This is a genomic window from Methanocalculus pumilus, from assembly GCF_055382585.1.
On record NZ_AP042393.1, the window covers coordinates 501082 to 526970 of the forward strand.

Genomic DNA, 25889 nt, shown 5'->3' on the forward strand with positions numbered 1-25889 from the left:
CTCTATCCTAATAATTCCTGTCATCTTCTGCATCACTGAGGAGGTCTGCACACCGGGTGAGGGCTTGTGTCACGGATCGTGGGGTGGTTCCTGCTATGGCGAGGCATCCTTTTGTGTCACAAAATGCATCTCCGTATCCGATGTGCAGTAATCTCCCTTCTGCTCCGGTGATGCCGGGGGCTCTGCGTGCCGCCTCAGCGGCAACCCTGAGTGCATCTTCGTCAGCTCCATAAAGGATCAGCATACTGCCGGATGATTCTGGTCCGGCATAATCCAGAAGCCTGTCCAGAAGAGTTTTTGGGGTGGTCCATGTCGGAAACCGGTCAAGGTTCATGAGGATCTCTTCAACAGTCGGGTTCCTCATGAGGATGTGATCGCCCCCGACATCTCCAAGTGCAATGCCCGGCAGGGGGACGTTCTTGAATCCCTCAACGATGCAGAATGCCGCTCCCCTCTCCGATGCGGCATCGAGAGCGTTGGTGAGGCGTTCATCTGCAAGGATCAGGATGCTCTTCTCTTCATCTATTGCGCAGGCTCCGGATGCACCTGCCTGGTAATGGAGTGTGGTGTCTTTCCCCTCCTCCAGGGCAAGCGGGTGGTGTCCGCTATGTTTTATCGTCTCGATCCGCCCTCTCCCGGCAAGCCTCCTGCATAGTGCTTCGATCAGGGTTGTCTTGCCGGAATTTGATCTCCCGAAGATGTGGATGACAATCATCTGGTGTGTAGGTGGTGTGGTTGAACAATTAGTATTGTCTCTCTCCATCTCCTCTCCCTCCGGTTTCCACCGTTATTCATCACTTTTTGGAGAAAAATGGCTATGTATAAATAGTCTGGTCGGCATACTATCAGTTATCCGAGGTAAGTTAACCATGGAAATGAAGTATGTACCAACGACCTGCCCGTACTGCGGGACAGGCTGCACATTCAACCTCGTCGTCGTCGACGGCAAGGTAACGGGCGTTGCCCCCTATCAGCGTTCCCCTGTCAATGAGGGAAAACTCTGTCCAAAGGGTATCTATGCCCACGAGTTCGTGAACCGCGAAGATCGTCTGAACACCCCGCTGATCAAGAAAGACGGGAAGTTCGTCGAAGCCGGCTGGGACGAGGCATATGACCTCATCGCCCAGAAGCTGAAGTCGTACAAGCCCGATGAGATGGCGGTCCTTGCCTCCGCGAGAACCTCGAACGAGGACAACTACGCGATCATGAAGTTCGCCCGTGGTGTCTTAAAGACCCGTCACATCGACCACTGTGCCCGTCTCTGCCACGCCTCGACCGTTGCCGGCCTTGCCGCGACATTCGGCTCCGGTGCAATGACCAACTCTATCGGTGACATCGCCGACTCGAAATGTGTCTTCATCATCGGGAGCAACACCTTTGAACAGCACCCGCTGATCGGCCGGAGAGTCATGCAGGCAAAGAAGAACGGCGCGAAGATCATCTACGCCGATCCCCGTCTCACCCCGACCGGCAAACAGGCCGACCTGTACCTGCAGTTTAGATCCGGCAGTGATGTCGCAATTCTGAACGGTCTGATGCAGGAGATCATCCGAAACGGCTGGGAAGACAAGGATTTCATCGCCAACCGGACAAAAGACTTCGAAGCGATGAAAGAAGTCGTGATGAAGCCCGACTACAGCCTCGAGAACGTCTCGAAGATCTCCGGCATCCCGGTCGACCAGCTGAAGACCGCCGCCGAGTGGATCGCGAAATCCGGTGCCACAGCAATCCTGTACTCGATGGGTATCACGCAGCACACCACCGGTGTGGACAATGTCAAATCCGTTGCCAACATCCAGATGCTGACCGGCAACCTCGGCAAAGCCGGTGCCGGCGTGAACGCGCTCCGTGGCCAGAACAATGTGCAGGGCGCCTGTGATATGGGAGCACTCCCGGTCGTCTTCACCGGTTATCAGAAAGTGATCGACGAAGCCGCCCACAAGAAGTTCTCCGATGCCTGGGGCTTCCCCGATGGTATCTGTGAACCAAAGAACGGGTATGAAGTCACCACCATGATGGATGTCCTAACTGAGAAACCCGGTGAACTGAAAGCGATGTACATCATGGGCGAGAACCCGATGCTCTCCGACCCCGACCTGACACATGTCGAACATGCGATAAAAAGCCTTGAGTTCCTCGTTGTCCAGGATATCTTCCTGACCGAGACCGCCCAGCTTGCCGATGTTGTGCTTCCGGCGACCTGCTATGCAGAAAAGGACGGCACCCAGACCTCGACTGAGCGGCGTGTCCAGATGTGGCGGAAAGCCCAGGACCCGCCGGGCGATGCAAAACTCGACTGGCAGATCCTCGCCGAACTCTCGGCAAAGATGGGATATGCCGCACAGTTCCCCTGGCAGAGTGCTGAAGATGTCTTCACCGAGATCGCCAAGGTCACGCCATCCTATGGCGGTATGAACTACGAACGTCTCCGCAAACCCGAAGCGCTGCACTGGCCCTGCCCGGCAGGCGACCACCCCGGCACCCCGATCCTGCATATCGGCAAATTCTCACATCCCGATGGGCTTGGTGTCTTCTTCCCGATCGAGTTCAAGTACCCGGCCGAAGTTCCGGATGCCGAATACCCGTATATCTTCACAACCGGCAGGAACCTGTTCCACTGGCATACCGGTTCGATGACCCGGCGTTCAATCTCGCTTGAGAGCGAGGTTCCAACCGGCTGGATCGAGATCAATACTGAAGATGCAAAAGATCTCGGTGTTGTTGATGGCGAGATGGTAATTGCCAAAACCCGCCGTGGCGAGATCAAAGTGCCTGCCCGCGTGACAAAGGAGATTATGAAGGGTGTGATGTTCATGCCGTTCCACTTCGCAGAATGTGCGGCAAACGTCCTGACCAACAACGCACTTGACCCGATCGCAAAGATTCCGGAGTTCAAGGCCTGTGCTATAAAGATTGAGAAGATACAGGAGGCCTGATTACGATGGTAGCAAAAGGCGATATGCTCTATGCATGGGCAAAGGAATCCGAACTTGCAGAGAAGGGTGAGTGCGGAGGAGCAGTATCCACGCTCCTGAAGTACGCGCTTGAGAGCAAGATGGTCGATGGTGTCCTTGCTGTTAAGAAGGGTGCGGACATCTACGATGCAACACTCGAACTCATCACCGATCCTGCTGAGATCGTGGGCTCTGCCGGTTCACTCCACTGCGGTACGCTCCTTATCCCAAAGATGATCAAGAAGTACCTCGGCGGTGCAAACAACATGAAGATCGCCGTCCCCGTAAAGGGATGCGATGCAATGGCATTCTATGAGCTTGCCAAGAGGAACCAGATCAATCTCGATAACGTCATCATGATCGGTGTTAACTGTGGTGGGACTGTCTCGCCGGTTGTTGCCCGAAAGATGATCAAGGAGAAGTTCGAGGTTGACCCTGCCGATGTCGTGAAAGAGGAGATCGACAAGGGCCAGTTCATCATTGTCACAAAGGATGGACAGCACAAGGGCATCTCAATTGATGAGCTGGAAGAAGAGGGATATGGCCGGAGGAGCAACTGCCGCCGGTGCAAGATGAAGATTCCCCGCCAGGCAGATCTTGCCTGCGGTAACTGGGGTGTCATTGGTGAGAAGGCCGGAAAGGCAACCTTTGTCGAGGTCTGCTCCGAGAAAGGTGCGAACCTCGTTGATGGAGCGGTTAAGGCAGGAGCTCTTGCGACCTCCGCAGCAGATCCAAAAGGCCTTGCAATCCGTGCCAAAGTTGAAGGCGCGATGCTGAAACTCGGCGACAAGTGGCGCAAGCATGACTTTGAGGCACTCGGCGAAGGCCGTGCACGCCTTGAGACGATCATGAAGGAGACTTCCCGTTGTATCAAATGCTATGCATGTATCGAGAACTGCCCGATCTGCTACTGTGTTGAGTGCAGCACCAGGAAGCCGCACCTCGTCACACCCGGACAGGTTCCGCCAGGCCCGATGTTCCACATGATCCGGTTTGCCCATGTTGCAGACTCCTGTGTCAACTGCGGCCAGTGCGAGGAACTCTGTGCAATGGATATTCCAAATGCACTCTTCATGCACGCCCAGCAGGTCGAGCTTCAGAAGATGTTCGGCTTCACACCCGGTATCAACATGGACCCACCGGTTCTTGCATATGCCGAGGAGAAGGTTGAGCGGAAGCGTCTTGATGACACCGGCTCAGACCAGATCTTTGACAACGTATTCAAGGAATAAACGGTTGAATGTCTCTGTGGGAGAGATCCCACATGAGTTTTTTTTAACAAAATTTAGATTCATTTTTATTTGTTTCTTCATTGGCTTATCGCCAGATCTCCTCGATTAGCCGTATAATAACTCTTTACAATATACTGGTTTATTGAATGTGGTTAACAAAATGGAAAGAAACAATCATGAAGCTATCTCTCCATACTCTATTTGATGAATGATACAATGGATCTGAAAATATTCAGATCTTCCGGGGGAGAATGCGTTCTGACACGCGATTATCCTGTTATTGCATTTGATGGATCCGGATTTCTCTCAGATACCGTCTCTCTCTGTATTGAAGGGCGGGTGCGCCTGCTTCTGAATGGAGAGCATTGTACCACCATGGTGGCAACCCCCGATGATCTTCTGGAATTTGCAGTTGGCTTCATCATTGATGAAGGTTTTTTACAGGGGATTCATGAGATTGACTCGATTAGTATCGACGATCTGTCGATAGATATACGGACCAGATCCGATGCGGCTTATATGAATGTTCATGATCTGGAAGTTGGGAGTTCCGGAGGGGTGGAGAATGCCAAAAGATCCGACGAAGAGGCTCCCGCTCTTCCAGAAGGGTGTGTCTTCCCTATTGACGCGGTTTTCTCAGCAGTTGATGTATTGCATGATCTCTCAAACACCTGGAAAAAAACCGGGGGCACCCACTCTGCCCTTATTCTTTCAACTAATGGAGATCTGGTTGCATATGCTGAGGATATGGGGAGACATACTGCAATTGACAAAGCAATCGGAAAGGCACTGATAAAGGGCGCTTCACTCTCCACCTGTTCTCTGACATGCAGCGGCAGGCTTCCTGCCGGCATGATCCGGAAAGCCTATCGCGTTGGTATCCCTCTTATCATATCAAATAATGCACCGTTTAGTTCTGGCATTGACATAGCTAACAAACTGAATATCACTGTTGCCGGTTTTGTCCGGAGACCACGGGCGGTTATTTATTCAGGCATGAACAGAATTCGGGGTGCAGATTCCTGTCTCTGAAAAGAGGTGGCTGGTAGTGGGCTTTGTGCTTAATTTATTATCTTAAGGATGGCGTGCCCTTCAATGCTCTGTCCCTCATTATTCAGCCCATCCAAAAAAAGGTTTTTTATTCAGATTGTTCGGAAATAGTTCATACCTGCACAGCTGATGCAACGATCTCCGTCTGCCAGATAGTCCGGCACTGTTTCTCCACAGATCGTACAGGTTACCGATCTCCATTTCTTCTTGGTTTCAGTCGTAACCATCACCTTTTCATTACTCAGAATCTTCCTCCCTGCAGCAAAGATCTCCTCAAGAAGCGGCATTACATTGCCATGGTGATCGAATGAGGGATCATTGGTAAACCATGCATGAATTATCGGATAGTGTTTGAGCTTTTCGAGATCAACAAACACCCGCACACCTTCAACTTCCGGATCCCAGGATTTGCGGTTGACTGTGATTGCAAATCTGCCTATGGGAATGACTCTCAGCCGGTTGTTCCCTACGGTGCAACCGGCGATGATCTGTAATGCATCCGGTGCACATTTGTGTGTTTCACTGACTGCATAGAGAATCTCATCTGGTTGTGCCTTGAGCAGTTCGAGAGCATATTCTGTCATATATACTCCGATGAGAAGCCCTGGTGCTGAAAAGGTGTGGAAACGACTGCATTTTAATAAATGTTCCTTTGTTTGAGGGTTTACACCTTGTTTGTCCATTAATGACTCTATTTCCGGAAGTATGTCGAGTGTCAACATAGCTCAACTATTTGATAAGTACATCATAATATCTTTTCGATATAGGTAACTTCCTGACATTAACCGGGATTTCGGGTTAATTCTCCTTTTGTACCTGCTCTTCTTCCTCTTCTCTCCATAGTGTCAGGATAGGTGTCATGCTCAAATTGATTGTATGGTATATGGGGGGCAGGATAATTGGAGCCGGGTTCGGTCCTTAACAATGTTAATATAGATAAAATGGGCTTTTTTAAATTTATATATATAGATTTCCGTACGTCTTTAAATTGAGAATAACACAAGCGCGCATAGGATCCGCGCCCGGATGATGGTGTGTGTGAGATACCTTTTTATTAGTACATTGGGTTAATTTTACTTTTTATTTAAAAATTATGTATTGTTTTTATATGTCGTTATTCTGAGTACGATTGATCTCAAAGTGATGGAGCAATCATTTTAGATCATAGTTTTGGAGAATAGGCATGAGTGATAATACAGAAATGATGAGGTATGTCCCAACCACCTGCCCCTATTGCGGTGTTGGCTGCGGGCTGAACCTCGTTGTGAGTAATGGGAAAGTTGTCGGTGTCGAGCCTTTTAAGCGCTCACCTGTCAACGAAGGCAAACTCTGTCCAAAAGGTATGACCTGCTGGGAGTTTGTGCACAGCCCTGACAGGCTGACAAGCCCGTTGATCAAGAAGGACGGGAAGTTTGTCGAAGCAAGCTGGGACGAGGCACTTGATCTCGTTGCCTCGAAGTTCACTGAGGCTTATGAGAAGGGAGGGCCCAAGGCTCTTGGTTTCCATGTCTCGTGCCGGACACCGAACGAGGAGTGTTACGCACTTCAGAAACTGGCTCGTGTTGCGTTCAAGACGAACAACATCGACAACTGTGCCCGTATCTGCCATGGTCCGTCTGTTGCCGGATTATCTCTTTCCTTTGGTTCAGGTGCTGCCACCAACCCGTTTGAGGACGTTCTGAACTCCGATCTGATCTTAATGGTTGGATCGAATGCAGTTGAAGCCCACCCCCTTGCCGGGAGGCGTATTGCCCAGGCAAAATTAAAGGGCATTCCGATCATCGTTGCTGACCCCCGGTTTACCCCTACCGCCCGTCTGGCAGATGAATGGCTTCAATATAATCCCTCGACCCATATTGCGCTGATCAACTCGATGATGTACTGGATCATCAAAGAAGGAAAGCACGACAAGGAGTTCATCGAGAAGCGGACAAAAGGATTTGAAGACCTGAAGAAGACCGTTGAGCAGTATGCGGATGTCGAGTCTGTCACCGGTGTACCGACTGAGAGGGTCAGGGAGCTTGCTCTGAAGTATGCTGCCGCAAAGAATGCAGTCATCATCTACTGCCTTGGTATCACTGAATTAACCACAGGAACAGACAACGTCCGTTCTCTTGGGAACCTTTCGATGCTCTGCGGCAATATCGGCCGTCCCGGCGTCGGTGTAAACCCGCTCCGTGGCCAGAACAATGTGCAGGGCGCCTGTGACATGGGGGCATATCCGAATGTCTTCTCAGGATACCAGAAATGCGAGGATGAAGCTACCCGGAAGAAGATGGAGGAGCTCTGGGGTGTCACCGGACTTGCATCTGAATATGGTGTCACGCTCACCGAGCAGATCACCCAGTGCGGGGACCCGATCAAGGCGATGTACATGTTCGCTCTGAACCCGGTCGTCTCGTATCCAGATTCAAACCATGTGATGCGTTCGCTTGAAAAGCTTGACTTCCTGGTTGTGCAGGATATCTTCTGGACCGAGACCTGCGAGTTTGCGGATGTTGTTCTTCCCGGTGCCAGCTTTGCCGAGAAGGATGGTACCTTTACGAGCGGTGAACGCCGTATCAACCGTGTGAGAAAAGCAGTTGATCCCCCCGGCAATGCAAAAGCTGACTGGGAGATCTTTGTGATGCTTGCAGAGAAGCTTGGCATCCATGGCTTTGACTTCAAATCTGCCGAGGATATCTGGAATGATGTCCGGCGAGTCACCCCGTCTATGGCCGGTATCAGCTATGCCCGTATGGAGAAACCCGAATCGGTTCACTGGCCGTGTCCGGCAGACGATCACCCGGGCACCCCGATCCTGCACCGTGAAAAGTTCTCTTCAGCAGACGGGCTTGGCGCCTTCTTCGGTATCGAATACCGCGAACCAGCCGAAGTTGCAGATGCCGAGTATCCGTTCACCCTGATGACCGGCCGGATTATCTTCCACTATCACACCCGGACACAGACTGACCGGTGCGCCGCACTGCATTATGATGCACCGGAAGGCTTTATCCAGATGAATGTGGAGGATGCCAAACGGCTGAACATCAAAGATGGTGAGAAGATCCACATCCGGAGCCGTCGTGGTGAGACCGATACCATTGCCCATGTCGGCACCGATGTTGCACCCGGCGTTCTGTACATGTCAATGCACTATGGCAATGCTCCTGCAAACAAACTGACCAACACCGCTCTTGATCCGCTCTCGAAGATGCCTGAGCTGAAACACTGTGCTGTGGCTATTGAAAAGATTGAGGAGGCCTGATTACGATGGTAGCAAAAGGCGATATGCTGTATGCATGGACACCCGATTCCGGCCTTCTTGAGAAAGCCGAATGCGGTGGCGCAGTCACAGCACTCTTAAAGTATGCCCTTGAGAACAAGATCGTTGATGCGGTTCTTGCCATTAAGAAAGGGGCTGATCTCTATGATGCTGTGCCAACAATCATCACCAATCCCGAAGAGATCGGCGGATCAGCAGGATCACTTCACTGCGGAACACTTCTTGTCTCGAAGCTGATTACAAAATATCTTGATGGAGCAAAGAACCAGAAGCTCGGTATCACGGTAAAAGGATGCGACCTGATGGGTATCATTGAACTTGCCAAAAGAGATCTGATCAACCTTGACAACATCATCATGATTGGTGTCAACTGTGGTGGGACAGTTAATCCTGTAACTGCCCGAAAGATGATCGGCGAGAAATTTGGTATCGATTCAAATACTGTTCGCAAGGAAGAGATCGACAAGGGCCAGTTCATCATCGAGTATGAGGGCGGTCACAAGGGCATCTCCATCGACGAGCTTGAAGAAGAGGGATATGGCCGGAGAAGCAACTGCCGCCGGTGTCTCTATAAGATCCCCCGTCAGGCCGATCTTGCCTGTGGAAACTGGGGCGTCATTGGTGACAAGGCAGGAAAGGCTACTTTTGTCGAGGTCTGCTCTGATAAGGGTGCAAAACTCGTTGATGGTGCTGTAAAGGCAGGTGCTCTGGAAACCTCGGCAGCAGATCCAAAAGGCCTTGCAATCCGTGCCAAAGTCGAAGGAGCAATGCTGAAACTTGGTGAAAAGTGGAGAAAGCATGATTTCCATGCCTTATCAGAGAATCTGTGGGATACCATCAGAGATGAAACATCCCGGTGTATCAAATGCTATTCCTGCATTGACAACTGTCCGGTCTGCCAACCGATTTCAATTGAACTTACTTCTGGGACGACTATGGTTCCTGTTGGCCAGCTTCCCCCGAAGCCGATGTTCCATATGCGCAGGTTTGCCCATATCTCTGATTCCTGTGTGAACTGCGGCCAGTGTGAGGAACTATGCCCGATGGAAATCCCACTTGCCCTCTTCTCCCATGCGATCAGGGTAGAGGCGGATGCTACATATATTCCAAAATTCGGTGAAGCACCATATAAAAATTAGGTGCCTGTGCGAAAAAAAGAAAATGGTTCCCGGGATTTTTCCCGCATATTTTTTATAAAATTAAATTAATACTCATATCCGGCCAGATAACAGAGTTTTCTGGTTGTATCCGGATTTCTTCTTCAGGTCTGCAAAATCCAATTTGAATCTCTTATCTCTTGTATTATTCTCACATTAAGGCTTTTTGGGTGCTATGAATGGATTGAAAGCGCTCTCATACCGATCCTATATATAATTATGGTTATTGTTTTATATTTTGGTTTTGCGCGGCATTGTATGGTTTAAAAAGCGAAGCGGGTGAGAAGTCAATCGAAGTTGAAAATGTTAATCAAATCAATTGAACTTATATGAATATTCTGGTACTTTATGTTTATATATTCAAAGAATAGAGTTATACTTGATCTCAAAGGGTGTCCCATCGGTGCCTGAAGATCAATAGAACGGAGAATAGGCATGAGTGATAATACAGAAATGATGAGGTATGTCCCAACCACCTGCCCCTATTGCGGTGTTGGCTGCGGACTGAACCTCGTTGTGAATAATGGGAAAGTTGTCGGTGTCGAGCCTTTTAAGCGCTCACCTGTCAACGAAGGCAAACTCTGTCCAAAAGGTATGACCTGCTGGGAGTTTGTGCACAGCCCTGACAGGCTGACAAGCCCGTTGATCAAGAAGGACGGGAAGTTTGTCGAAGCGAGCTGGGACGAGGCACTTGATCTCGTTGCCTCGAAGTTCACTGAGGCTTATGAGAAGGGAGGGCCCAAGGCTCTTGGTTTCCATGTCTCGTGCCGGACACCGAACGAGGAGTGTTATGCACTTCAGAAACTGGCTCGTGTTGCGTTCAAGACGAACAACATCGACAACTGTGCCCGTATCTGCCATGGTCCGTCTGTTGCCGGATTATCTCTTTCCTTTGGTTCAGGTGCTGCCACCAACCCGTTTGAGGACGTTCTGAACTCCGATCTGATCTTAATGGTTGGATCGAATGCAGTTGAAGCCCACCCCCTTGCCGGGAGGCGTATTGCCCAGGCAAAATTAAAGGGCATTCCGATCATCGTTGCTGACCCCCGGTTTACCCCTACCGCCCGTCTGGCAGATGAATGGCTTCAATATAATCCCTCGACCCATATTGCGCTGATCAACTCGATGATGTACTGGATCATCAAAGAAGGAAAGCACGACAAGGAGTTCATCGAGAAGCGGACGAAAGGATTTGAAGACCTGAAGAAGACCGTTGAGCAGTATGCGGATGTCGAGTCTGTCACCGGTGTACCGACTGAGAGGGTCAGGGAGCTTGCTCTGAAGTATGCTGCCGCAAAGAATGCAGTCATCATCTACTGCCTTGGTATCACTGAATTAACCACAGGAACAGACAACGTCCGTTCTCTTGGGAACCTTTCGATGCTCTGCGGCAATATCGGCCGTCCCGGCGTCGGTGTAAACCCGCTCCGTGGCCAGAACAATGTGCAGGGCGCCTGTGACATGGGGGCATATCCGAATGTCTTCTCAGGATACCAGAAATGCGAGGATGAAGCTACCCGGAAGAAGATGGAGGAGCTCTGGGGTGTCACCGGACTTGCATCTGAATATGGTGTCACGCTCACCGAGCAGATCACCCAGTGCGGGGACCCGATCAAGGCGATGTACATGTTCGCTCTGAACCCGGTCGTCTCGTATCCAGATTCAAACCATGTGATGCGTTCGCTTGAAAAGCTTGACTTCCTGGTTGTGCAGGATATCTTCTGGACCGAGACCTGCGAGTTTGCGGATGTTGTTCTTCCCGGTGCCAGCTTTGCCGAGAAGGATGGTACCTTTACGAGCGGTGAACGCCGTATCAACCGTGTGAGAAAAGCAGTTGATCCCCCCGGCAATGCAAAAGCTGACTGGGAGATCTTTGTGATGCTTGCAGAGAAGCTTGGCATCCATGGCTTTGACTTCAAATCTGCCGAGGATATCTGGAATGATGTCCGGCGAGTCACCCCGTCTATGGCTGGTATCAGCTATGCCCGTATGGAGAAACCCGAATCGGTTCACTGGCCGTGTCCGGCAGACGATCACCCGGGCACCCCGATCCTGCACCGTGAAAAGTTCTCTTCAGCAGACGGGCTTGGCGCCTTCTTCGGTATCGAATACCGCGAACCAGCCGAAGTTGCAGATGCCGAGTATCCGTTCACCCTGATGACCGGCCGGATTATCTTCCACTATCACACCCGGACACAGACTGACCGGTGCGCCGCACTGCATTATGATGCACCGGAAGGCTTTATCCAGATGAATGTGGAGGATGCCAAACGGCTGAACATCAAAGATGGTGAGAAGATTCACATCCGGAGCCGTCGTGGTGAGACCGATACCATTGCCCATGTCGGCACCGATGTTGCACCCGGCGTTCTGTACATGTCAATGCACTATGGCAATGCTCCTGCAAACAAACTGACCAATACCGCTCTTGATCCGCTCTCGAAGATGCCTGAGCTGAAACACTGTGCTGTGGCTATTGAAAAGATTGAGGAGGCCTGATTACGATGGTAGCAAAAGGCGATATGCTGTATGCATGGACCCCGGATTCCGGCCTTCTTGAGAAAGCCGAATGCGGTGGCGCAGTTACTGCACTCTTAAAGTATGCCCTTGAGAACAAGATCGTTGATGCGGTTCTTGCCATTAAGAAAGGGGCTGATCTCTATGATGCTGTGCCAACAATCATCACCAATCCCGAAGAGATCGGCGGATCAGCAGGATCACTTCACTGCGGAACACTTCTTGTCTCAAAACTTGTGAAGAAATACCTTGATGGTGCTTTTAACATGAAACTAGGTGTCACAGTGAAAGGCTGTGATGCAATGGCGTTTTATGAACTGGCAAAACGCAATCAGGTAAACCTTGACAACATCATCATGATCGGTGTCAACTGTGGTGGAACTGTTCCACCGGTTCTTGCCCGGAAGATGATTGCTGAAAAGTATGAGGTTGATCCAAACTCGGTCCATAAGGAAGAGATCGACAAGGGCCAGTTCATCATCGAGTATGAGGGTGGCCACAAGGGTATCTCCATCGACGAGCTTGAAGAAGAGGGATATGGCCGGAGAAGCAACTGCCGCCGGTGCAAGATGAAGATCCCCCGTCAGGCCGATCTTGCCTGCGGAAACTGGGGTGTCATCGGTGACAAGGCAGGAAAGGCTACTTTTGTCGAGGTCTGCTCTGATAAGGGTGCAAACCTCGTTGACCGTGCTGTTAAGGCCGGCGCTCTGGAAACCTCGGCAGCAGATCCAAAAGGTCTTGCAATCCGTGCCAAAGTCGAAGGAGCAATGCTGAAGCTCGGGGATAAGTGGCGGAAGCATGACTTCGAAGCACTTGGAATCGGTCGTGAACGCCTTCAGTTCATCATGAAGGAGACCTCACGGTGTATCAAATGTTATGCCTGTATTGAGAACTGCCCGATCTGTTACTGTGTCGAATGCAGTACCAAGAAACCGTATCTTGTCAAGCCAGGCCAGATCCCGCCGGACTTCATGTTCCATATGATCCGGTTTGCCCATATCTCTGACTCCTGTGTGAACTGTGGCCAGTGCGAAGAGAACTGCCCGATGGAGATTCCAAATACACTCTTCATGCACGCCCAGCAGGTTGAACTGGAGAAGATGTACGGCTTTACTCCGGGTATCAACATGGAGCCTCCGGTTCTTGCTTATGCTGAAGAGAAAGTCGAGCGGAAGCGTCTTGATGACACCGGCTCAGACCAGATCTTTGACAATATCTTCAGAGAATAACTGCAATGGAGAATGGAGAAAAACTCCAATATTTTTTCACCGTTTTCTTCACGTTGGTTTGATTAGTAGAAGAGCAAATTGTTGATCTTCGTTTACGAACAAGGGCACCATTCTCTGGTATGTTGTCGCTTACCGGATCTCCTCGATAGTACCTGTCCCGGACGTATCATAACCGGCATCATGCAATTGCTGGATGAGTGTGCTCGTGCGTACTGACTCAATGAGTTGCTGAATTCTGTAATCCTCAGAATGGCCCTTCATCAGGAGGATCTCAAACTGTTTGGTTTCGAGAGGTGTAAAGCAAAGGTTATGGAGATCAGCTGTCTTTTGATCTCCAATACATATATCGGCAAGATTTTGCCGTACTGCTTCCGCCGGCGTTTGTCTTTGTGTGATCTCTTTATCGGTTATGGTGACCAGATTGTGGGCATCAAACCTGGTATGAAGATGGTGAAGAAGAGTTTGTGGCAATACCTTTTCTGTATCCTCAATAAACCGTATTTTATCTGATCCAATGGTATCCAGTGAATTACATGAGAGAATTCCATACTGCTTTTGTGCAATGTGGAGTGTGGCAAGTTCTCCCTTGTCAAAATAATCGGTAATATAGGGTATCTGTGCACAGCCTGATGATCCATAAAAACTGAGCGGGGTTGCATGGCAGGCTTTTTTTCGGAGTGAGAGTATCCCTCCCAAAATGCCAGAATTCCTCACATACAATGAAATGTGTCTGTTGCTGATACAATTTGAAAGCCAGTCGAGGTATGGATGATATTGGCCGGATAATAGTAAGCTCCGTTCAACTTCGCTTCGTTTACCGGTAAGATGAATATCGACGATACTTCCTGCCTGATACCCTTCGATATGTTGTGGAATATGGATGTATCCATTTGCAGTAAGTGCTGATCGTTGCATACCCGGGGCTCTTGAGAGGGGAGAAGCAACCATTTCATTATTGAGGTTTCCAATGATAAGTGGCACAAACTCATCAAATCCTGTCTCTGATGTAATTGCCTGTGTCAGGCGAACAGTACATTGGTTATCATCATTACCTGACATACCCCATTCAGTGCAAAGGGGGATAACAAGTTCTCTGAGGACTGTCTGGGCAGCTTGTGGAGATCCCGGGAGTCCGATGACCGGTTTCCCGGAGACTCTGCCGATAATTGTTGGTTTGCCTGGTATCATGGCAATACCGTGGACAAGAATCTCCCCGATTTCTGTTAGTATCCGGGCAGTGTAATCCCGTGATCCGGCGGAGGTGCCGGCAGAAATGATGATCAGATCATTCTCTGAAACTGCCTCTTCTATGGCATTTTTGATGCTTTCTGGTTGATCTCCTGTGATGGGATAGCGTCTGCATGCTACCCCGATTCCGCTGAGCCACACGTCTGCCATCACCGTATTGCTCTCAACAACCTGCCCCGGACCCGGGATCATTCCGGAAGAGACGAGTTCACTTCCTGTTGGGATCAAACCGACAGAAATGCTCGCAACATCAACTGATGTAATGCCATAGGTCACAAGGGGGGCGATATCGTATTTTCGGATACAATGGCCCGATGGCAGGATCATTCTCTCTTTCTGTATCTCAGATCCCATCTTTCTGATATTCTGCCCCTGAAGTACGGTATTTCTGGTGAAGAGGTTCCCATTGTCTGAATATACATCTTCAACTGCTATAACTGCGTTATATCCAGGTGGAATGCTGTTGCCGGTATTGACCCAGACTTCGCCACATAACATGACAGGGTTTCTATCTGATGCATCAGCAAAGTCTTCCGCAGATACTGCATATCCATCCATTGTAGATACATCCGTGTTTGGAACGGTGAAAGAAGAATAGAGTGGTTTTATGGTGAGTCTACCTCCTGATTTAGTTACAGGGATCGCTTCACTTTTTTCAGGATGGCAAAAGCTCTTTTTAAGGATATTTAGCGCTTCCTCCATGCTGGTAAGTGAGAGGTACCGTTTCACCAGTAGATCACCTCAACCCCTTCACCAGCTTCTATTCCTTCTTTATCCTGTGGAATGCGAATGAAACCATCACTTTCCACAAGTGTTCTCACAAGCCCGGATTTTCCGGGAAGAGGGGTGATGGTATCTCCGCTTCGTGCAACCCTGAACCACTCTTCTCTTCCACGCTCGGAGGTGATGTTCTCCTGTAATCTGCCATATCCGGTAGCAGGCCTGAATCTGGTGGTGCCGGAAAACTGTGCAATCATAGGAGTGGCGAGCACATTCAGCACGATATAGGTGGATGAGGGATGTCCCGGGACTCCGATAACAGGCTTTCCCCTGCATGTACCAATGATTGTCGGTTTTCCCGGTGCAAGAGCAAGCCCGTGGGCGAGAATCTTTCCCAAACGGGTAATTATTGATGCGGTAATATCCTTTGTATCCTTGGAACTTCCGCCTGATATCAGGACGGCATCACATTCATCAAGAGCCGTTGAGAGGATGGAATACCCTTCTTCAGGATCGTCCCTGACAATCCCGTACATCTTTGGTATGCCGCCGTGTTCTGTTAGAAAGGCGGCAATAACCCAGGAATTTACGTCTCTCACTTCCCCTCTGCGAGGATTTGCTGTTGTTTCAACCAATTCTATCCCTGTCGAGATAATTCCAATAACGGGCTTTCTTATGACCGGAACCGAAAAGACTCCGCTCGCAGCCAACACTCCAATCTCACGCGGGGAGATGGTGGTTCCCTGCTGAATGAGTCTTTCACCAATTCTGAAGTCTTCATCCGGGAGAAGAACGTTTTCGTTTGGTTTTACGCTTTTTGTGATGACTACCCGGGGTCCTGCCCCCTCGGTATATTCAACCATCACAACTGCATCAGCACCACCCGGTAACTCCGCACCGGTTGGTATATACATACATTCGCCCTCATTGATGGTTCTGACTTCATTTTGAAAACCCATTGTGGTGGGTCTGAGTTTTTTCAGGATTGCGGGGGATACTTCAGAGGCAGTTCTTATATCCTGTGATCGAACCGCATATCCGTCTTTTATCGATCGCCTGAAACCAGGTATATCTTCGGATGAGGTGATATCGGATGCTGTGACACGGCCAAGGCTTTCCAGTAATGGTACTGTTTCCAGGTCTAATGTTGGCGTGATAGTCCGGATTATGTCTATTGCTTCATCAACCCTAATTACTTCAAAGAACAGAACCATCCGAATACACCTGTTGATAATATATTTCTATTTACTAATGTATATTGTTTATGATAAGGTGTGAACAATACCACTCCCTTTTATATGAGTCTTTGTATTTCGGGAGTGTTGATCCTCACCAATGGGTGGACTTGCCGTTTTCCAGATAATCAAAGATGATAAGGACGACAAGGGAGATACCCATAAGTATTGTAGCGGCGGCGATCGCCATATTCAGATCTCCTGTAGACATATTGATGAATAGGGCAATTGGAAGCGTCTCGGTTTTCATCTGTGTTGCACCGGCGAGCATCAACACTGCGCCAAATTCTCCCATCGCTTTTGACCATGTGATAACGGTTCCGGATAGAATCCCTCTTCGTGCCATCGGAAGCGTAACTCTCCAGAAGGCTCCGGCATCAGTGCATCCAAGGGTTCGTGCAATATGTTCGTATCGTGGATTGATGCCGGAAAAAGTTCCGTTGAGCACTCTGATGAGGTATGGGACATTCACAAAAAACTGTGCGACAATGATACCAAGAGGAGTGAATATGACATGCACTCCAAAATCCTCAAGCACTTTTCCAGCCGGGTTTGTGGCGAAAAACATCAATAAGGCTATGCCTGCTACGAGTGGCGGGAGGGTGAGAGGTACATTGGTTACGGTACTCAAAATCCGTTTCCCTCTAAAATCGAAACGTGCAAGTGCATAAGCTGCCGGGATTGCAGCGCAGAGGCAGAGAGCTGTGGAGATGAGTCCGGTGAGTACGCTCAGTTCTATTGCAAAAAGGATCTCATGGTCAGCCAGGTTCCTGATCAGATCTCCTGGCTCAACGGACCAGATGAGGTTTCCAAGGATGATAACCGTGCTGATTGAGATTGAGAGTATTATAATAATGAAAATAAAACGGAGATTGGATTTCATCTCTGGTGCATGCTCCACTTCTTTCATCTGTTATTATAGTGAAATGGTGCCGTACTGCGGATCCGGATAGGGAACGAAGTTATGATCGGCAAATATTTGTTTTCCTGTATCTGATAAAACAAATTCAAGGAATATCTCTGCCATGTCTTTTTTCTCAGAAAATGTCAAGACACTGATAGGAATGACAGAGATAACATTATCCTCATTTGATAATCTGATGCAATCCATGGTTTCGGGATTAAAGAGATCCTCCATCATGATCGCCACATCGGCAGTACCCAGAGTGATATATGTGACGAGCTCATTGACGGTGGCGGTTCTGGCGACGACATTTTTATTCACTTCCTGAAGAATCCCCTTATTTTGAAGAATTTTATTTGCCTGCTTTCCAACAGCTGTTGCATTTGCATCTCCTAATGCAACTTTAATGCCTGGTTTGCCAAGATCTTCGATTGATCTGATCTGAGCCGGGTTTCCTTTAGGGGTGACGATAATCGGGACATGGTATGCAACAAGCTCACAATCGGTGACAAGCCCCTTCTTCAATGCAGCCTCATATGCTGGCATGCCGCCTGCAATAAAGAGATCTCCTTTTTGTGTAATCTCCATCTGGGGTAGCAGTGTTCCGCTTCCTCCGAAACTATATTCGATTGTCACTCCATGTTCTTCTTCAAATGCTGTCTTGATGGCTTTCATCGGAGCACTCAGTCCGGCGCCTGAATAGACAAGGAGTGTCTGCTCGCCGGATGAGCTTTCATGTTCCTGTGAGAACGCTGTGAGGCATCCTGCAGAGAGGGACAATCCCATTAACAGCAGGATTACAATAGATGCAATTCGTTTGTTATTCATAAGGATCTCGTCATTTCTTTAAAATTTAATGTTTTCTATATGATATTTATTAATAATATTCATTTAACCTGGTTAAGAATAATGAAAGAAGGAGATCGTGTCAGTTTATTCAGATCTTTTCAGATTCTGTTTTGGTGTTGGGGGTTAATTGAACCTTCAATTTATCCTGATAAAAACTACCCCCGCGCGAACCAGTCATTCATGATCATTTTGCCCGGATTTGATCTCAGAGTGATCTGAATCCGCATCATCCAAAAAGTGTACAAATAACCTGTTTCTGAAGAGCTGGTCTCCTTCGATATCAATAAAAAGTGGAGGGCAAAGTATACTGCCTGTGGCTCATGTTTATTTCTCTTTGGTTAGGCTCCTTTCCCGGAAAATATATGCACAGACGTTGCTTTGAATGCAATGAAGACCGAATCGCCGGTGGTAAGATTTGCCTCTTCAAAGCCCTGCCGTGTGATTGCAACAACACATTCGACTCCGATGTCAACAATAAGCCTGTTCATCGCACCGCAATGGTGGACTTCGCGGATCGTTCCGGAAAAAGTGTTCCTGACAGGAGAAGCAATAGGCGTTGTTGAGACCAGGATCTCTTCCGGGCGAACCGAGATATACACATTTCCCTCCTCTTCTGAGTGTGCCCTGATCACAATGTTTCCAATTGTGACATGGGCAATTCCATTCTCAACGATTGATGTTCCTTTGAATATGTTGGTGGCACCAACAAATTCTGCGACAAAATGGTTCTTTGGCTTTCTGAAGATCTCATCTGGTGTCCCTACCTGAATGATCCTCCCTTTATTCATGATGGCAATACGATCCGCGAGATCGAAGACCTCCTCGAAGTTATGGGTGATATGGATAATGGTTGTTCGTGTGATCCTGTGGAGGGATCTCAGTTCTTTCCTGAGCATTTCCCTGGTCTTTGCATCAAGTGCGCTGAGTGGCTCATCCAGAAGGAGCGCCCGGGGTTTCATCACCATCGCCCGTGCAATAGCTGTCCGCTGTTGTTCACCTCCGGAGAGTGTATCTGGATAACGGTTGAGAAGGTGGTCGATATGGAGTATCTCCGCGTACTTCAACACCGCCTTTGCTATCTCCTCTGTAGGAACCTTCTTTGATTTCAGTCCGAATCCGATATTCTCCCTCACTGTGAGGTGAGGGAAGAGCATGTAATCCTGATAGACCATACTAATATTCCGGTTCTTTGGAGGTTTGTGTGTAATGTCATTGCCTTCCAGTAGGATACTGCCGCAATCAGGCTCATAAATACCTGCAACAGTTTCAAGAAGGATTGTTTTTCCCGCTCCGGTCGGACCAAGGATCACAATATACTCTCCTTTTCGAATATCAAGAGAGATGGAATCAAGGAAGAATTCCCCCATATCCTTGGATATATCCTGTATCTGTAGCAAATACTCCTCCTTACAACTGGTGGATCTTCCTGTACCGTTCAGAGATTGAGAGCGAAACGTTTTTGATGGTGATCAAAGTTGGTGTTCCTGTTGATCATCTGGCTTGGGAATCCAGGTGTTTCTCTCCTCATAAACTATATGTGGGTTTATCTTCGATATGGTCCGGGTTATCCATATCTGCCGGTATTCTCGAATTTCCGGCAATTGCGTCTGCTTTCATGCGGCATTATCAGAATATCTGCAAATATTATCATCCTCAAAAATCCGGCCGCGATCGATGACGCAGACGGAATCGCCCACTGCTTCAGCATCGCCGGGATTATGGGTTACCAGCAGGCAGGGAATATTCTGCTCACGTACACAGAGAGAGATCCACTCCCTGACAGCAATCTGGTTTTTTTGATCAAGTGCGGTAAATGGCTCATCAAGCATCAGGAGATCCGGTTCGATGACCATGGCACGGGCAAGGGCGACACGTTGCATCTGCCCGCCTGAGAGGTGGCCTGCATGGACTGTTGCAAGATCGGATATGGCAAGGCGGTCCATCCATTCGTCTGTCCGATTGGTTAGTGTCTGAGAATCGACGCGACGGGCTCTCAGTCCGAATGCGACATTATCATAGACACTCATATGCGGAAACACTGCTGCATTCTGAAAGACATACCCGATATTCCTGTTCTGTACCGGACAATTGATCTTTGACTGATGATGATAGAGAATCTTCTTTTTGGTTTCTATCATTCCGGCATCCGGGGTGAGCAGTCCTGCTGTCAGCCTTAGAACAGTCGTTTTTCCGGCACCGTTTCCACCCATCAGAACCATGATCTCCCCATCTGCAACCTGAAGGGAGAGATCAAGGGTGAAATCCCTGAGTTCTTTTCTGGCAGCGAATTTAAACATTGTACCTCCATTTCTCGGTCAGTAGTCTGACAGTCAGCATGATTGTAAGTGATATCGCTACAAGCAGAACTGAGATTGTGATTGCCACATCGAAATCTCCCTGCATAGCAGCATATATGGCAAGGGGCATCGTCTGGGTAATGCCGGGCAGATTTCCTGCGAACATAATGGTTGCCCCAAATTCCCCGAGTGCACGGGCAAATGTCATGATCGCGCCGGAGGTGAGTCCGGTTGCACAGAGTGGCAGAATGATGAAGAGAAATGTCCGCAGGGATGATGAACCAAGTGTCTTTGCCGTCTCTTCGTATGCAGGATCCAGCTGTTCGAAGAGTGCTTTTGCCTGCCTGATGTAGAATGGTGAGGCAACGAAGATCTGTGCCAGAATAACGGCGATGGTCGTGAATGCAATATCAATTCCGATCATATTCAGGTACTTCCCAAGGAGCCCGGTTCTCCCAAAGAGGAGGAGAAGTGCAAGACCAGCCACTGCCGGAGGAAGGACAAGGGGGAGATCGATGAGTGTGTCAACGAACGATTTTCCCAGGTAGCATGTTCGGGAATGAAAGTAGGCAGCCGGTGTTCCTATCAGAATCACGATGGCCATTGAGATGATTGATGTCGTAATGCTGAGCCAGAGCGCTTTTTGTACGGTTTCATTCGGGATATAGGTGATCAGCAGTTCAGGTGTAACCCGTAGCAGAAGGGCGATGAGAGGTAGCGAGAGAAAGAGGCAGACAATAAGAATGAGGAATGCACCAACTCCCCGCCCAAACCATATCTCCATTGTCAGCCGCATAACATCAGGTCTGTTGTTCATTCGAACGTAATCAAAAATCAGGTGGTGGAGATTGATGTAAAGCCATAATCTTTCAGGATCTTCTGCCCCTCATCTGAGAGGATAAACTCAATGAACATCTCACCTGTCTTTTTATTTGTGCTGTCTGTCAGAATACCAAGGGTATAAATCTGGAGTGCATTGTATTCCCCGGGGATCGGAATGAGTTCAAGACTGCCGGTTTTTGCTGCACTGAACGATGATTCGTACACAAATCCTGCATCCACCTCACCGAGGCTGACCTTGGTTACAACACCCGGCTCGGTTGTCTCGTAGGTGACAACATTCTGAAATACAGCGTCTTTCCATCCATCAGGAGTATCAGGTGAAGCGGACAGCTTATCGAGAACAATACGGGTATTGATACCTACCGGCACCTCTTCGGTTCCCATGGCAATCTTTAGTCCTGGCCTTGTGAGATCAGTGTACGATTGTATATTCCCTGGATTTCCTGACGGAACAATGATGACGATATAATTAGAAGTAAATTTTTTGACGGTATCATTTACCAGGTATCCTCCACCCATTAACTCATTTGTATAGCGGGTTGAAGCTGACATGAAGACATCGGCGTAAGCTCCCATTTGGATCTGGTTTTTAATGGTCTGGGTTCCTGCGAGATTAAACGTGATCTTTGTACCGGGATACCTGCTCTCAAATTCACTGCCGAGATCTTTTGATACTCCGGTCAGTGATGCTGCTGTATATACAATCAATTCTCCCTGTGCTCCAGTTTCAACTGGCTTCTCTTCTCCCTGTATTCCGGTACATCCGGCAATGATGAGGGATGCTGCCAGAAGAATGAGTATAAGGAGGCAGGTGTTTTTGTTCATTATTTTTAACATAATCCATATGTATCAATTTAGTTGTAATAAATTTTCTTAAATGAATTAAATATTTATTTATATTAAGTGAACGTTGTTTACACAAAATCCGATGGTTTCCATTGGATTTGTATAGTGTTTGTTGTTGATTGGATGGGGTGAATGAATGGGTTAAATGAATGTGGTTATTTTTTTCATCAGATCCGGTTTGTGCATGTTCGCATACCAGAGCCGATCATATGCAGAAAAATGAGTATTTCATGATTCCGACAGGTGGGGGCGGCGGCCATCATCAACCGGTATGACTGTGGATTGGGCATCGATCTCTGAAGCTTGAGTAGCTGTTTGTTGTGCATTTTCCTCCTGTATTGCTTTTAGGATCCGTCTGAGTAATTCAGCATCATCGGGTTGGATGGAGTCCATCACCTTTTTGACCATGAGCGGTACAGTATCCATCCGGTATGCAATTCCCTCCGCATCAACTCCTGTCATCGCAACCGGTATGTGAAGGGTGGCAACAGCTGTACTCATTATCGGGAAGGGGTCGATAACAATTGTTGGGATTGTTGCAAGGTGTTCATTACAGGCTCGTGGGAAATGGGCACCCGGATCGCTTCCGATGATCACACATGCATCAACCTCTTTCCTTGCGAGCAGATCAATGGCAGAGGTTTCACCGGGATTAAAATAGGTGACTCCCCGGGCAAAATCAACAGCATACGGATACCCGGTCAGGAAAGTAAAAGTCTGATTGGTTCCATTGACATTCCAGTGGCCACGCATCGGGGTGAGAGTATATTTTGTGTGCCGGTTTAGTTCATCAATGAGTTCGATTGCGTTTCTGACATTTTTATATTTTCCCCTGGATTGAGTTAGTCCGATACCGGTGAAAAATGCTCCGAATTTTGCGTTGAGTAATGTCCGGGCGAGGTTGATTAATGTATCTTTTGGAACCCCGGCAACGCTGTCAGGAAGAACGCCCTCTTTCCCAAGGATAATGGCCCTGAGGGCAGAAAATACTGCATAGTCACCACCGGATTTTATCTGGATGAATTCATCGGCAACCTTTGCAGTTTCGGACTCCCTCACATCGACGACGATTATTGTTCTGTCACAACTGGCATTTTCCAGAAAGTGGCTGTCAGAAAAGGTTGAATATCGGCTTAAATGCCGTGGATGGGCTGCAAGTGGATTGGCACCCCAATAGACGACAACATCAGCACGGTGACGCACCTGACCAAGCGTACATCCGGGATGCCCAACCTCCTGGATCGCCATTATTGAAGGGCCATGGCATTCAGAAGAACAGTTATCGATGATGCCTCCGATACATTCTGCAATTTTGATGCCCGCACATTGCGCCTCACTGTGTGTTCCACTCCATCCAAAGAGCAAAGGCCGTTTTGCATTCCTGAGAACGTCTGCTGTGTATTGTATCGCCTCCTCATAGCTGGTCTCTTCCCATGCGTCTCCAACCTTTTTGATTGGTTTCATGAGGCGATTTTGAGCTAAGAATTTGGCATTTCCAACAGAACAGGCATTTTGACAAGCCACAACGCGGTTGTTCTGAAGTGTCAGTTTAATATCGTCGCAGAGGCACCCGCAAAGAGGGCATGTAACGTCCTGTACTGTTGTTGTGCCTTCAGGAGAGATGGTTGGACATCCACTCGAAGGCTGGTCATATCTGATTCCCCCCTCCTCCTCAAGCAGATCCCATGCGGATACCAGTTCTTTTGATGTTGGCCGGATCTCCACCATGAGTGTTTTAAAATCGGGGGCGCCGACCGAGTGTGTACCCGGGGGCAGGATAAAATTTGCATATGGACCACATGGGAGAAAAACCTCCCCTGGGGCAACATCCGGAGATGCAACAGTTTTAAAAACGGTTTTTCCAGTGACTGTCTCTATCTCGACATTATCTCCATCTTCAATCCCCATATCGAAGAGATCAGCCGGGTGTATGAAGCAGAGTGATGTCTGCTTGGAGTATTCAGAACTCTCTTTATAATACAGTTGTTCCCCCTGTTTGATCGTTCTCCCACTGTTCATCATCATTTTCATGTTTTTCCCTCGAAAATGCCCCCTCTTCATCGCATATAATGAAAAAGGAGAGTGTCAGTAGAGTATCAGCCGATATTCGTTCGCTTGCGATTCCTCAGCTCTTTTGGAGTGCAGTTCCAGTCAGAAATCTCATCCAGATGCTGGCTATCGACCCATCCGCTTGATACCTCTTCACGGTTATCAAACTGGTGGACATACGGCTTGATATCAAGGAGGGGTGTCCCATCAAGGATATCAACGCCCTGTATCCGCAGTATATTTCCTTTGACTTCAAGCAGTCGGACTATTGAGATTCCAATTGGATTTGGCCGCTTGAAATGCCGGATTGCAAAGATGCCTCGTGCATGTTCATTGTCGAGAAAGGGCCGCTGTAAGAGGGAATATCCATCTGCCCTGTCAAAATGGTACAGGAGAATGAGGTGGCTGAACGATTCGATCTCAGTCAGCCCCTCTTCAAACTCCGGTAAGAGTTCAATCGTTCCAATGGCATTATTAAAAATTCCCTGGATTGGTGTTTGTTCCTGTTCGGTGAACTCTGTTCTGACAACACCGATTGGGCGATAGATAACCTCTCTGTCTCTGATTTGTTGGTTGTTGTTCATATGTACACCTCTTTTGTGTGTTGTTCATTCTGTTGTGAATGATGGAAAATCTCGCTGTATCCGGTTTTGAAAATCTGTAAATTTCATGGCATCCATCTGATTTGTAAGAATCTTTCCGCTATAGGCAAATCTGTATATCCAGTCAATAACCCGTTCCACAACAGCTACAGCCTTTTCTTCCGAATCCACCACAATAAGCTCCCTTCCCTGCACCATATGGCGTCCCCGCCGTCCTCCCACTGTGATCATATACCGGGGGGGGTGGCCTTTGATGATGTGGAACGGGCAGGAGTCAATGCACATTCCACAGTTCACACAGAGTGATTCGTCCAGGTGCAGAGAACCATTGACCATTATAATCGCTTTCTCTTTGCAGGTATGTGCACATGTCCCGCATCCCGTGCATAATCCCTCGTTCCGAATCGGAGTGCGAAGACCGGTGATGCCGATCTCACTTGCCCGTTCGCTTGTGCAGCCGTTTGGGCATGAAGAGATGGCGATACGAACCCTGATTGGCATATCCCGCCCATGATGATTTTTATCAAGCTGGAATAGGATATTTCGTGTATCAATGATGGAAAAACGGCATCTGTCAGTCCCCGGACAGGCAGTAATATTCACAACCTCTTCATATTCTGCCCCTAGGAACACCTCTTGTTTCTCAAGATCCCTGAGAAGTCCGGGGATTTTATCAGATGGGACGTGGGGTATTTCTATTGTCTGGCGTATCGTCAGGTGAACAGTATCAATACCAATTTTTTTAGCGGCTTTTCCTACTGCTACCAGCTGATCAGGGGAAATGATTCCCCCTGGTATTCGGAGACGAACTATCCGGCATTCTTTATTCAGCTCGGATATAACTCCTCCACTTTTTTCAAGTTTGTTTTCGATCTCAGGTCTGACTGACATG

At 48.5% G+C, this 25889-nt stretch carries 20 protein-coding genes; 7 read left to right on the plus strand and 13 right to left on the minus strand.

Annotated elements, in window-relative coordinates; all coding sequences use genetic code 11:
- Window positions 1–7: 7 nt before the first annotated feature.
- Window positions 8–763, minus strand: a complete 756-nt coding sequence (gene mobB, locus ACZ44I_RS02695) for a molybdopterin-guanine dinucleotide biosynthesis protein B (protein ID WP_464548980.1) — start codon at window positions 761–763, stop codon at window positions 8–10.
- A gap of 106 nt (window positions 764–869) precedes the next feature.
- Here mobB and fdhF (ACZ44I_RS02700) point away from each other — a divergent pair, with 106 nt between their 5' ends.
- From fdhF (ACZ44I_RS02700) to fdhD, 3 genes are all read left to right on the plus strand, one after another.
- Window positions 870–2936: a formate dehydrogenase subunit alpha gene (gene fdhF / locus ACZ44I_RS02700; RefSeq protein WP_464548978.1), complete on the plus strand. Its 2067-nt coding sequence runs from the start codon at window positions 870–872 to the stop codon at window positions 2934–2936.
- Window positions 2937–2941: 5 nt separating this feature from the next.
- Entirely contained in the window at window positions 2942–4186 is a 1245-nt protein-coding gene (locus ACZ44I_RS02705) for a Coenzyme F420 hydrogenase/dehydrogenase, beta subunit C-terminal domain (protein ID WP_464548976.1), read from the plus strand.
- Between the two features lie 204 nt (window positions 4187–4390).
- Window positions 4391–5218: a formate dehydrogenase accessory sulfurtransferase FdhD gene (gene fdhD / locus ACZ44I_RS02710; RefSeq protein WP_460373883.1), complete on the plus strand. Its 828-nt coding sequence runs from the start codon at window positions 4391–4393 to the stop codon at window positions 5216–5218.
- 110 nt (window positions 5219–5328) lie between these two features.
- Here the strand turns inward: fdhD and ACZ44I_RS02715 are convergent, their stop codons facing one another.
- Window positions 5329–5820 (minus strand): FmdE family protein, encoded by a 492-nt coding sequence (locus ACZ44I_RS02715; RefSeq protein ID WP_464576570.1) that lies wholly within the window; start codon window positions 5818–5820, stop codon window positions 5329–5331.
- A 599-nt stretch (window positions 5821–6419) separates the two neighbouring features.
- Between ACZ44I_RS02715 and fdhF (ACZ44I_RS02720) the strand changes: the two genes are divergently transcribed.
- The 4 genes from fdhF (ACZ44I_RS02720) to ACZ44I_RS02735 all read left to right on the plus strand — a co-directional run bounded on the left by fdhF (ACZ44I_RS02720) (window position 6420) and on the right by ACZ44I_RS02735 (window position 13404).
- On the plus strand, window positions 6420–8483 hold the full coding sequence (fdhF, locus tag ACZ44I_RS02720) for a formate dehydrogenase subunit alpha (RefSeq protein ID WP_460373882.1): 2064 nt from the start codon (window positions 6420–6422) through the stop codon (window positions 8481–8483).
- Window positions 8484–8488: 5 nt separating this feature from the next.
- Window positions 8489–9640: a Coenzyme F420 hydrogenase/dehydrogenase, beta subunit C-terminal domain gene (locus tag ACZ44I_RS02725; protein ID WP_460373880.1), complete on the plus strand. Its 1152-nt coding sequence runs from the start codon at window positions 8489–8491 to the stop codon at window positions 9638–9640.
- Window positions 9641–10093: 453 nt separating this feature from the next.
- Window positions 10094–12157 carry a formate dehydrogenase subunit alpha gene (fdhF, locus tag ACZ44I_RS02730; RefSeq protein ID WP_460373878.1) on the plus strand — a complete coding sequence of 688 codons (2064 nt, stop codon included), beginning with the start codon at window positions 10094–10096 and terminating at the stop codon, window positions 12155–12157.
- Window positions 12158–12162: 5 nt separating this feature from the next.
- Window positions 12163–13404: a Coenzyme F420 hydrogenase/dehydrogenase, beta subunit C-terminal domain gene (locus ACZ44I_RS02735; protein WP_460373875.1), complete on the plus strand. Its 1242-nt coding sequence runs from the start codon at window positions 12163–12165 to the stop codon at window positions 13402–13404.
- Between the two features lie 129 nt (window positions 13405–13533).
- Here ACZ44I_RS02735 and ACZ44I_RS02740 read toward each other — a convergent pair whose 3' ends face one another.
- The 11 genes from ACZ44I_RS02740 to ACZ44I_RS02790 all read right to left on the minus strand — a co-directional run bounded on the left by ACZ44I_RS02740 (window position 13534) and on the right by ACZ44I_RS02790 (window position 25888).
- On the minus strand, window positions 13534–15354 hold the full coding sequence (locus tag ACZ44I_RS02740) for a molybdopterin-binding protein (RefSeq protein WP_464551664.1): 1821 nt from the start codon (window positions 15352–15354) through the stop codon (window positions 13534–13536).
- 23 nt (window positions 15355–15377) lie between these two features.
- The gene (locus tag ACZ44I_RS02745; RefSeq protein WP_464548973.1) at window positions 15378–16586 is read right to left on the minus strand and encodes a molybdenum cofactor synthesis domain-containing protein; all 1209 of its coding nucleotides are present in this window, start codon (window positions 16584–16586) and stop codon (window positions 15378–15380) included.
- A 115-nt stretch (window positions 16587–16701) separates the two neighbouring features.
- On the minus strand, window positions 16702–17517 hold the full coding sequence (locus tag ACZ44I_RS02750; RefSeq protein ID WP_464548971.1) for an ABC transporter permease: 816 nt from the start codon (window positions 17515–17517) through the stop codon (window positions 16702–16704).
- A 6-nt stretch (window positions 17518–17523) separates the two neighbouring features.
- Window positions 17524–18339, minus strand: coding sequence for a molybdate ABC transporter substrate-binding protein (gene modA, locus ACZ44I_RS02755; protein ID WP_464548969.1), 816 nt, complete (start codon window positions 18337–18339; stop codon window positions 17524–17526).
- A 359-nt stretch (window positions 18340–18698) separates the two neighbouring features.
- Window positions 18699–19757, minus strand: coding sequence for a tungstate ABC transporter ATP-binding protein WtpC (gene wtpC / locus ACZ44I_RS02760; protein ID WP_464548967.1), 1059 nt, complete (start codon window positions 19755–19757; stop codon window positions 18699–18701).
- A 216-nt stretch (window positions 19758–19973) separates the two neighbouring features.
- Window positions 19974–20657: a sulfate/molybdate ABC transporter ATP-binding protein gene (locus tag ACZ44I_RS02765; RefSeq protein WP_464548965.1), complete on the minus strand. Its 684-nt coding sequence runs from the start codon at window positions 20655–20657 to the stop codon at window positions 19974–19976.
- Window positions 20650–21474, minus strand: a complete 825-nt coding sequence (locus ACZ44I_RS02770; RefSeq protein ID WP_464548963.1) for an ABC transporter permease — start codon at window positions 21472–21474, stop codon at window positions 20650–20652. The genes ACZ44I_RS02765 and ACZ44I_RS02770 overlap by 8 nt, the downstream gene beginning before the upstream one ends.
- A 17-nt stretch (window positions 21475–21491) precedes the next feature.
- Entirely contained in the window at window positions 21492–22337 is an 846-nt protein-coding gene (gene modA / locus ACZ44I_RS02775) for a molybdate ABC transporter substrate-binding protein (RefSeq protein WP_464548961.1), read from the minus strand.
- Window positions 22338–22574: 237 nt separating this feature from the next.
- Window positions 22575–24377 (minus strand): formylmethanofuran dehydrogenase subunit B, encoded by a 1803-nt coding sequence (locus ACZ44I_RS02780; protein ID WP_464548959.1) that lies wholly within the window; start codon window positions 24375–24377, stop codon window positions 22575–22577.
- 65 nt (window positions 24378–24442) lie between these two features.
- The gene (gene tsaA / locus ACZ44I_RS02785) at window positions 24443–24979 is read right to left on the minus strand and encodes a tRNA (N6-threonylcarbamoyladenosine(37)-N6)-methyltransferase TrmO (protein ID WP_464548957.1); all 537 of its coding nucleotides are present in this window, start codon (window positions 24977–24979) and stop codon (window positions 24443–24445) included.
- A gap of 24 nt (window positions 24980–25003) precedes the next feature.
- Window positions 25004–25888: a 4Fe-4S binding protein gene (locus tag ACZ44I_RS02790; RefSeq protein ID WP_464548955.1), complete on the minus strand. Its 885-nt coding sequence runs from the start codon at window positions 25886–25888 to the stop codon at window positions 25004–25006.
- Window position 25889 lies beyond the last annotated feature (1 nt).

Bases quoted from the DNA above. Each gene is read 5' to 3' on its own strand.
- fdhF (WP_460373878.1), top strand. From the start codon at position 10,094: ATGAGTGATAATACAGAAATGATGAGGTATGTCCCAACCACCTGCCCC.
- fdhF (WP_460373882.1), top strand. From the start codon at position 6,420: ATGAGTGATAATACAGAAATGATGAGGTATGTCCCAACCACCTGCCCC.
- ACZ44I_RS02705 (WP_464548976.1), top strand. From the start codon at position 2,942: ATGGTAGCAAAAGGCGATATGCTCTATGCATGGGCAAAGGAATCCGAA.
- tsaA (WP_464548957.1), bottom strand. From the start codon at position 24,979: ATGAACAACAACCAACAAATCAGAGACAGAGAGGTTATCTATCGCCCA.
- ACZ44I_RS02765 (WP_464548965.1), bottom strand. From the start codon at position 20,657: ATGTTTAAATTCGCTGCCAGAAAAGAACTCAGGGATTTCACCCTTGAT.
- ACZ44I_RS02750 (WP_464548971.1), bottom strand. From the start codon at position 17,517: ATGAAAGAAGTGGAGCATGCACCAGAGATGAAATCCAATCTCCGTTTT.
- ACZ44I_RS02715 (WP_464576570.1), bottom strand. From the start codon at position 5,820: ATGACAGAATATGCTCTCGAACTGCTCAAGGCACAACCAGATGAGATT.
- modA (WP_464548961.1), bottom strand. From the start codon at position 22,337: ATGTTAAAAATAATGAACAAAAACACCTGCCTCCTTATACTCATTCTT.
- ACZ44I_RS02790 (WP_464548955.1), bottom strand. From the start codon at position 25,888: ATGTCAGTCAGACCTGAGATCGAAAACAAACTTGAAAAAAGTGGAGGA.
- ACZ44I_RS02735 (WP_460373875.1), top strand. From the start codon at position 12,163: ATGGTAGCAAAAGGCGATATGCTGTATGCATGGACCCCGGATTCCGGC.
- ACZ44I_RS02725 (WP_460373880.1), top strand. From the start codon at position 8,489: ATGGTAGCAAAAGGCGATATGCTGTATGCATGGACACCCGATTCCGGC.
- ACZ44I_RS02780 (WP_464548959.1), bottom strand. From the start codon at position 24,377: ATGAAAATGATGATGAACAGTGGGAGAACGATCAAACAGGGGGAACAA.
- modA (WP_464548969.1), bottom strand. From the start codon at position 18,339: ATGAATAACAAACGAATTGCATCTATTGTAATCCTGCTGTTAATGGGA.
- ACZ44I_RS02740 (WP_464551664.1), bottom strand. From the start codon at position 15,354: ATGGAGGAAGCGCTAAATATCCTTAAAAAGAGCTTTTGCCATCCTGAA.
- fdhF (WP_464548978.1), top strand. From the start codon at position 870: ATGGAAATGAAGTATGTACCAACGACCTGCCCGTACTGCGGGACAGGC.
- ACZ44I_RS02770 (WP_464548963.1), bottom strand. From the start codon at position 21,474: ATGAACAACAGACCTGATGTTATGCGGCTGACAATGGAGATATGGTTT.
- mobB (WP_464548980.1), bottom strand. From the start codon at position 763: ATGGAGAGAGACAATACTAATTGTTCAACCACACCACCTACACACCAG.
- fdhD (WP_460373883.1), top strand. From the start codon at position 4,391: ATGAATGATACAATGGATCTGAAAATATTCAGATCTTCCGGGGGAGAA.
- ACZ44I_RS02745 (WP_464548973.1), bottom strand. From the start codon at position 16,586: ATGGTTCTGTTCTTTGAAGTAATTAGGGTTGATGAAGCAATAGACATA.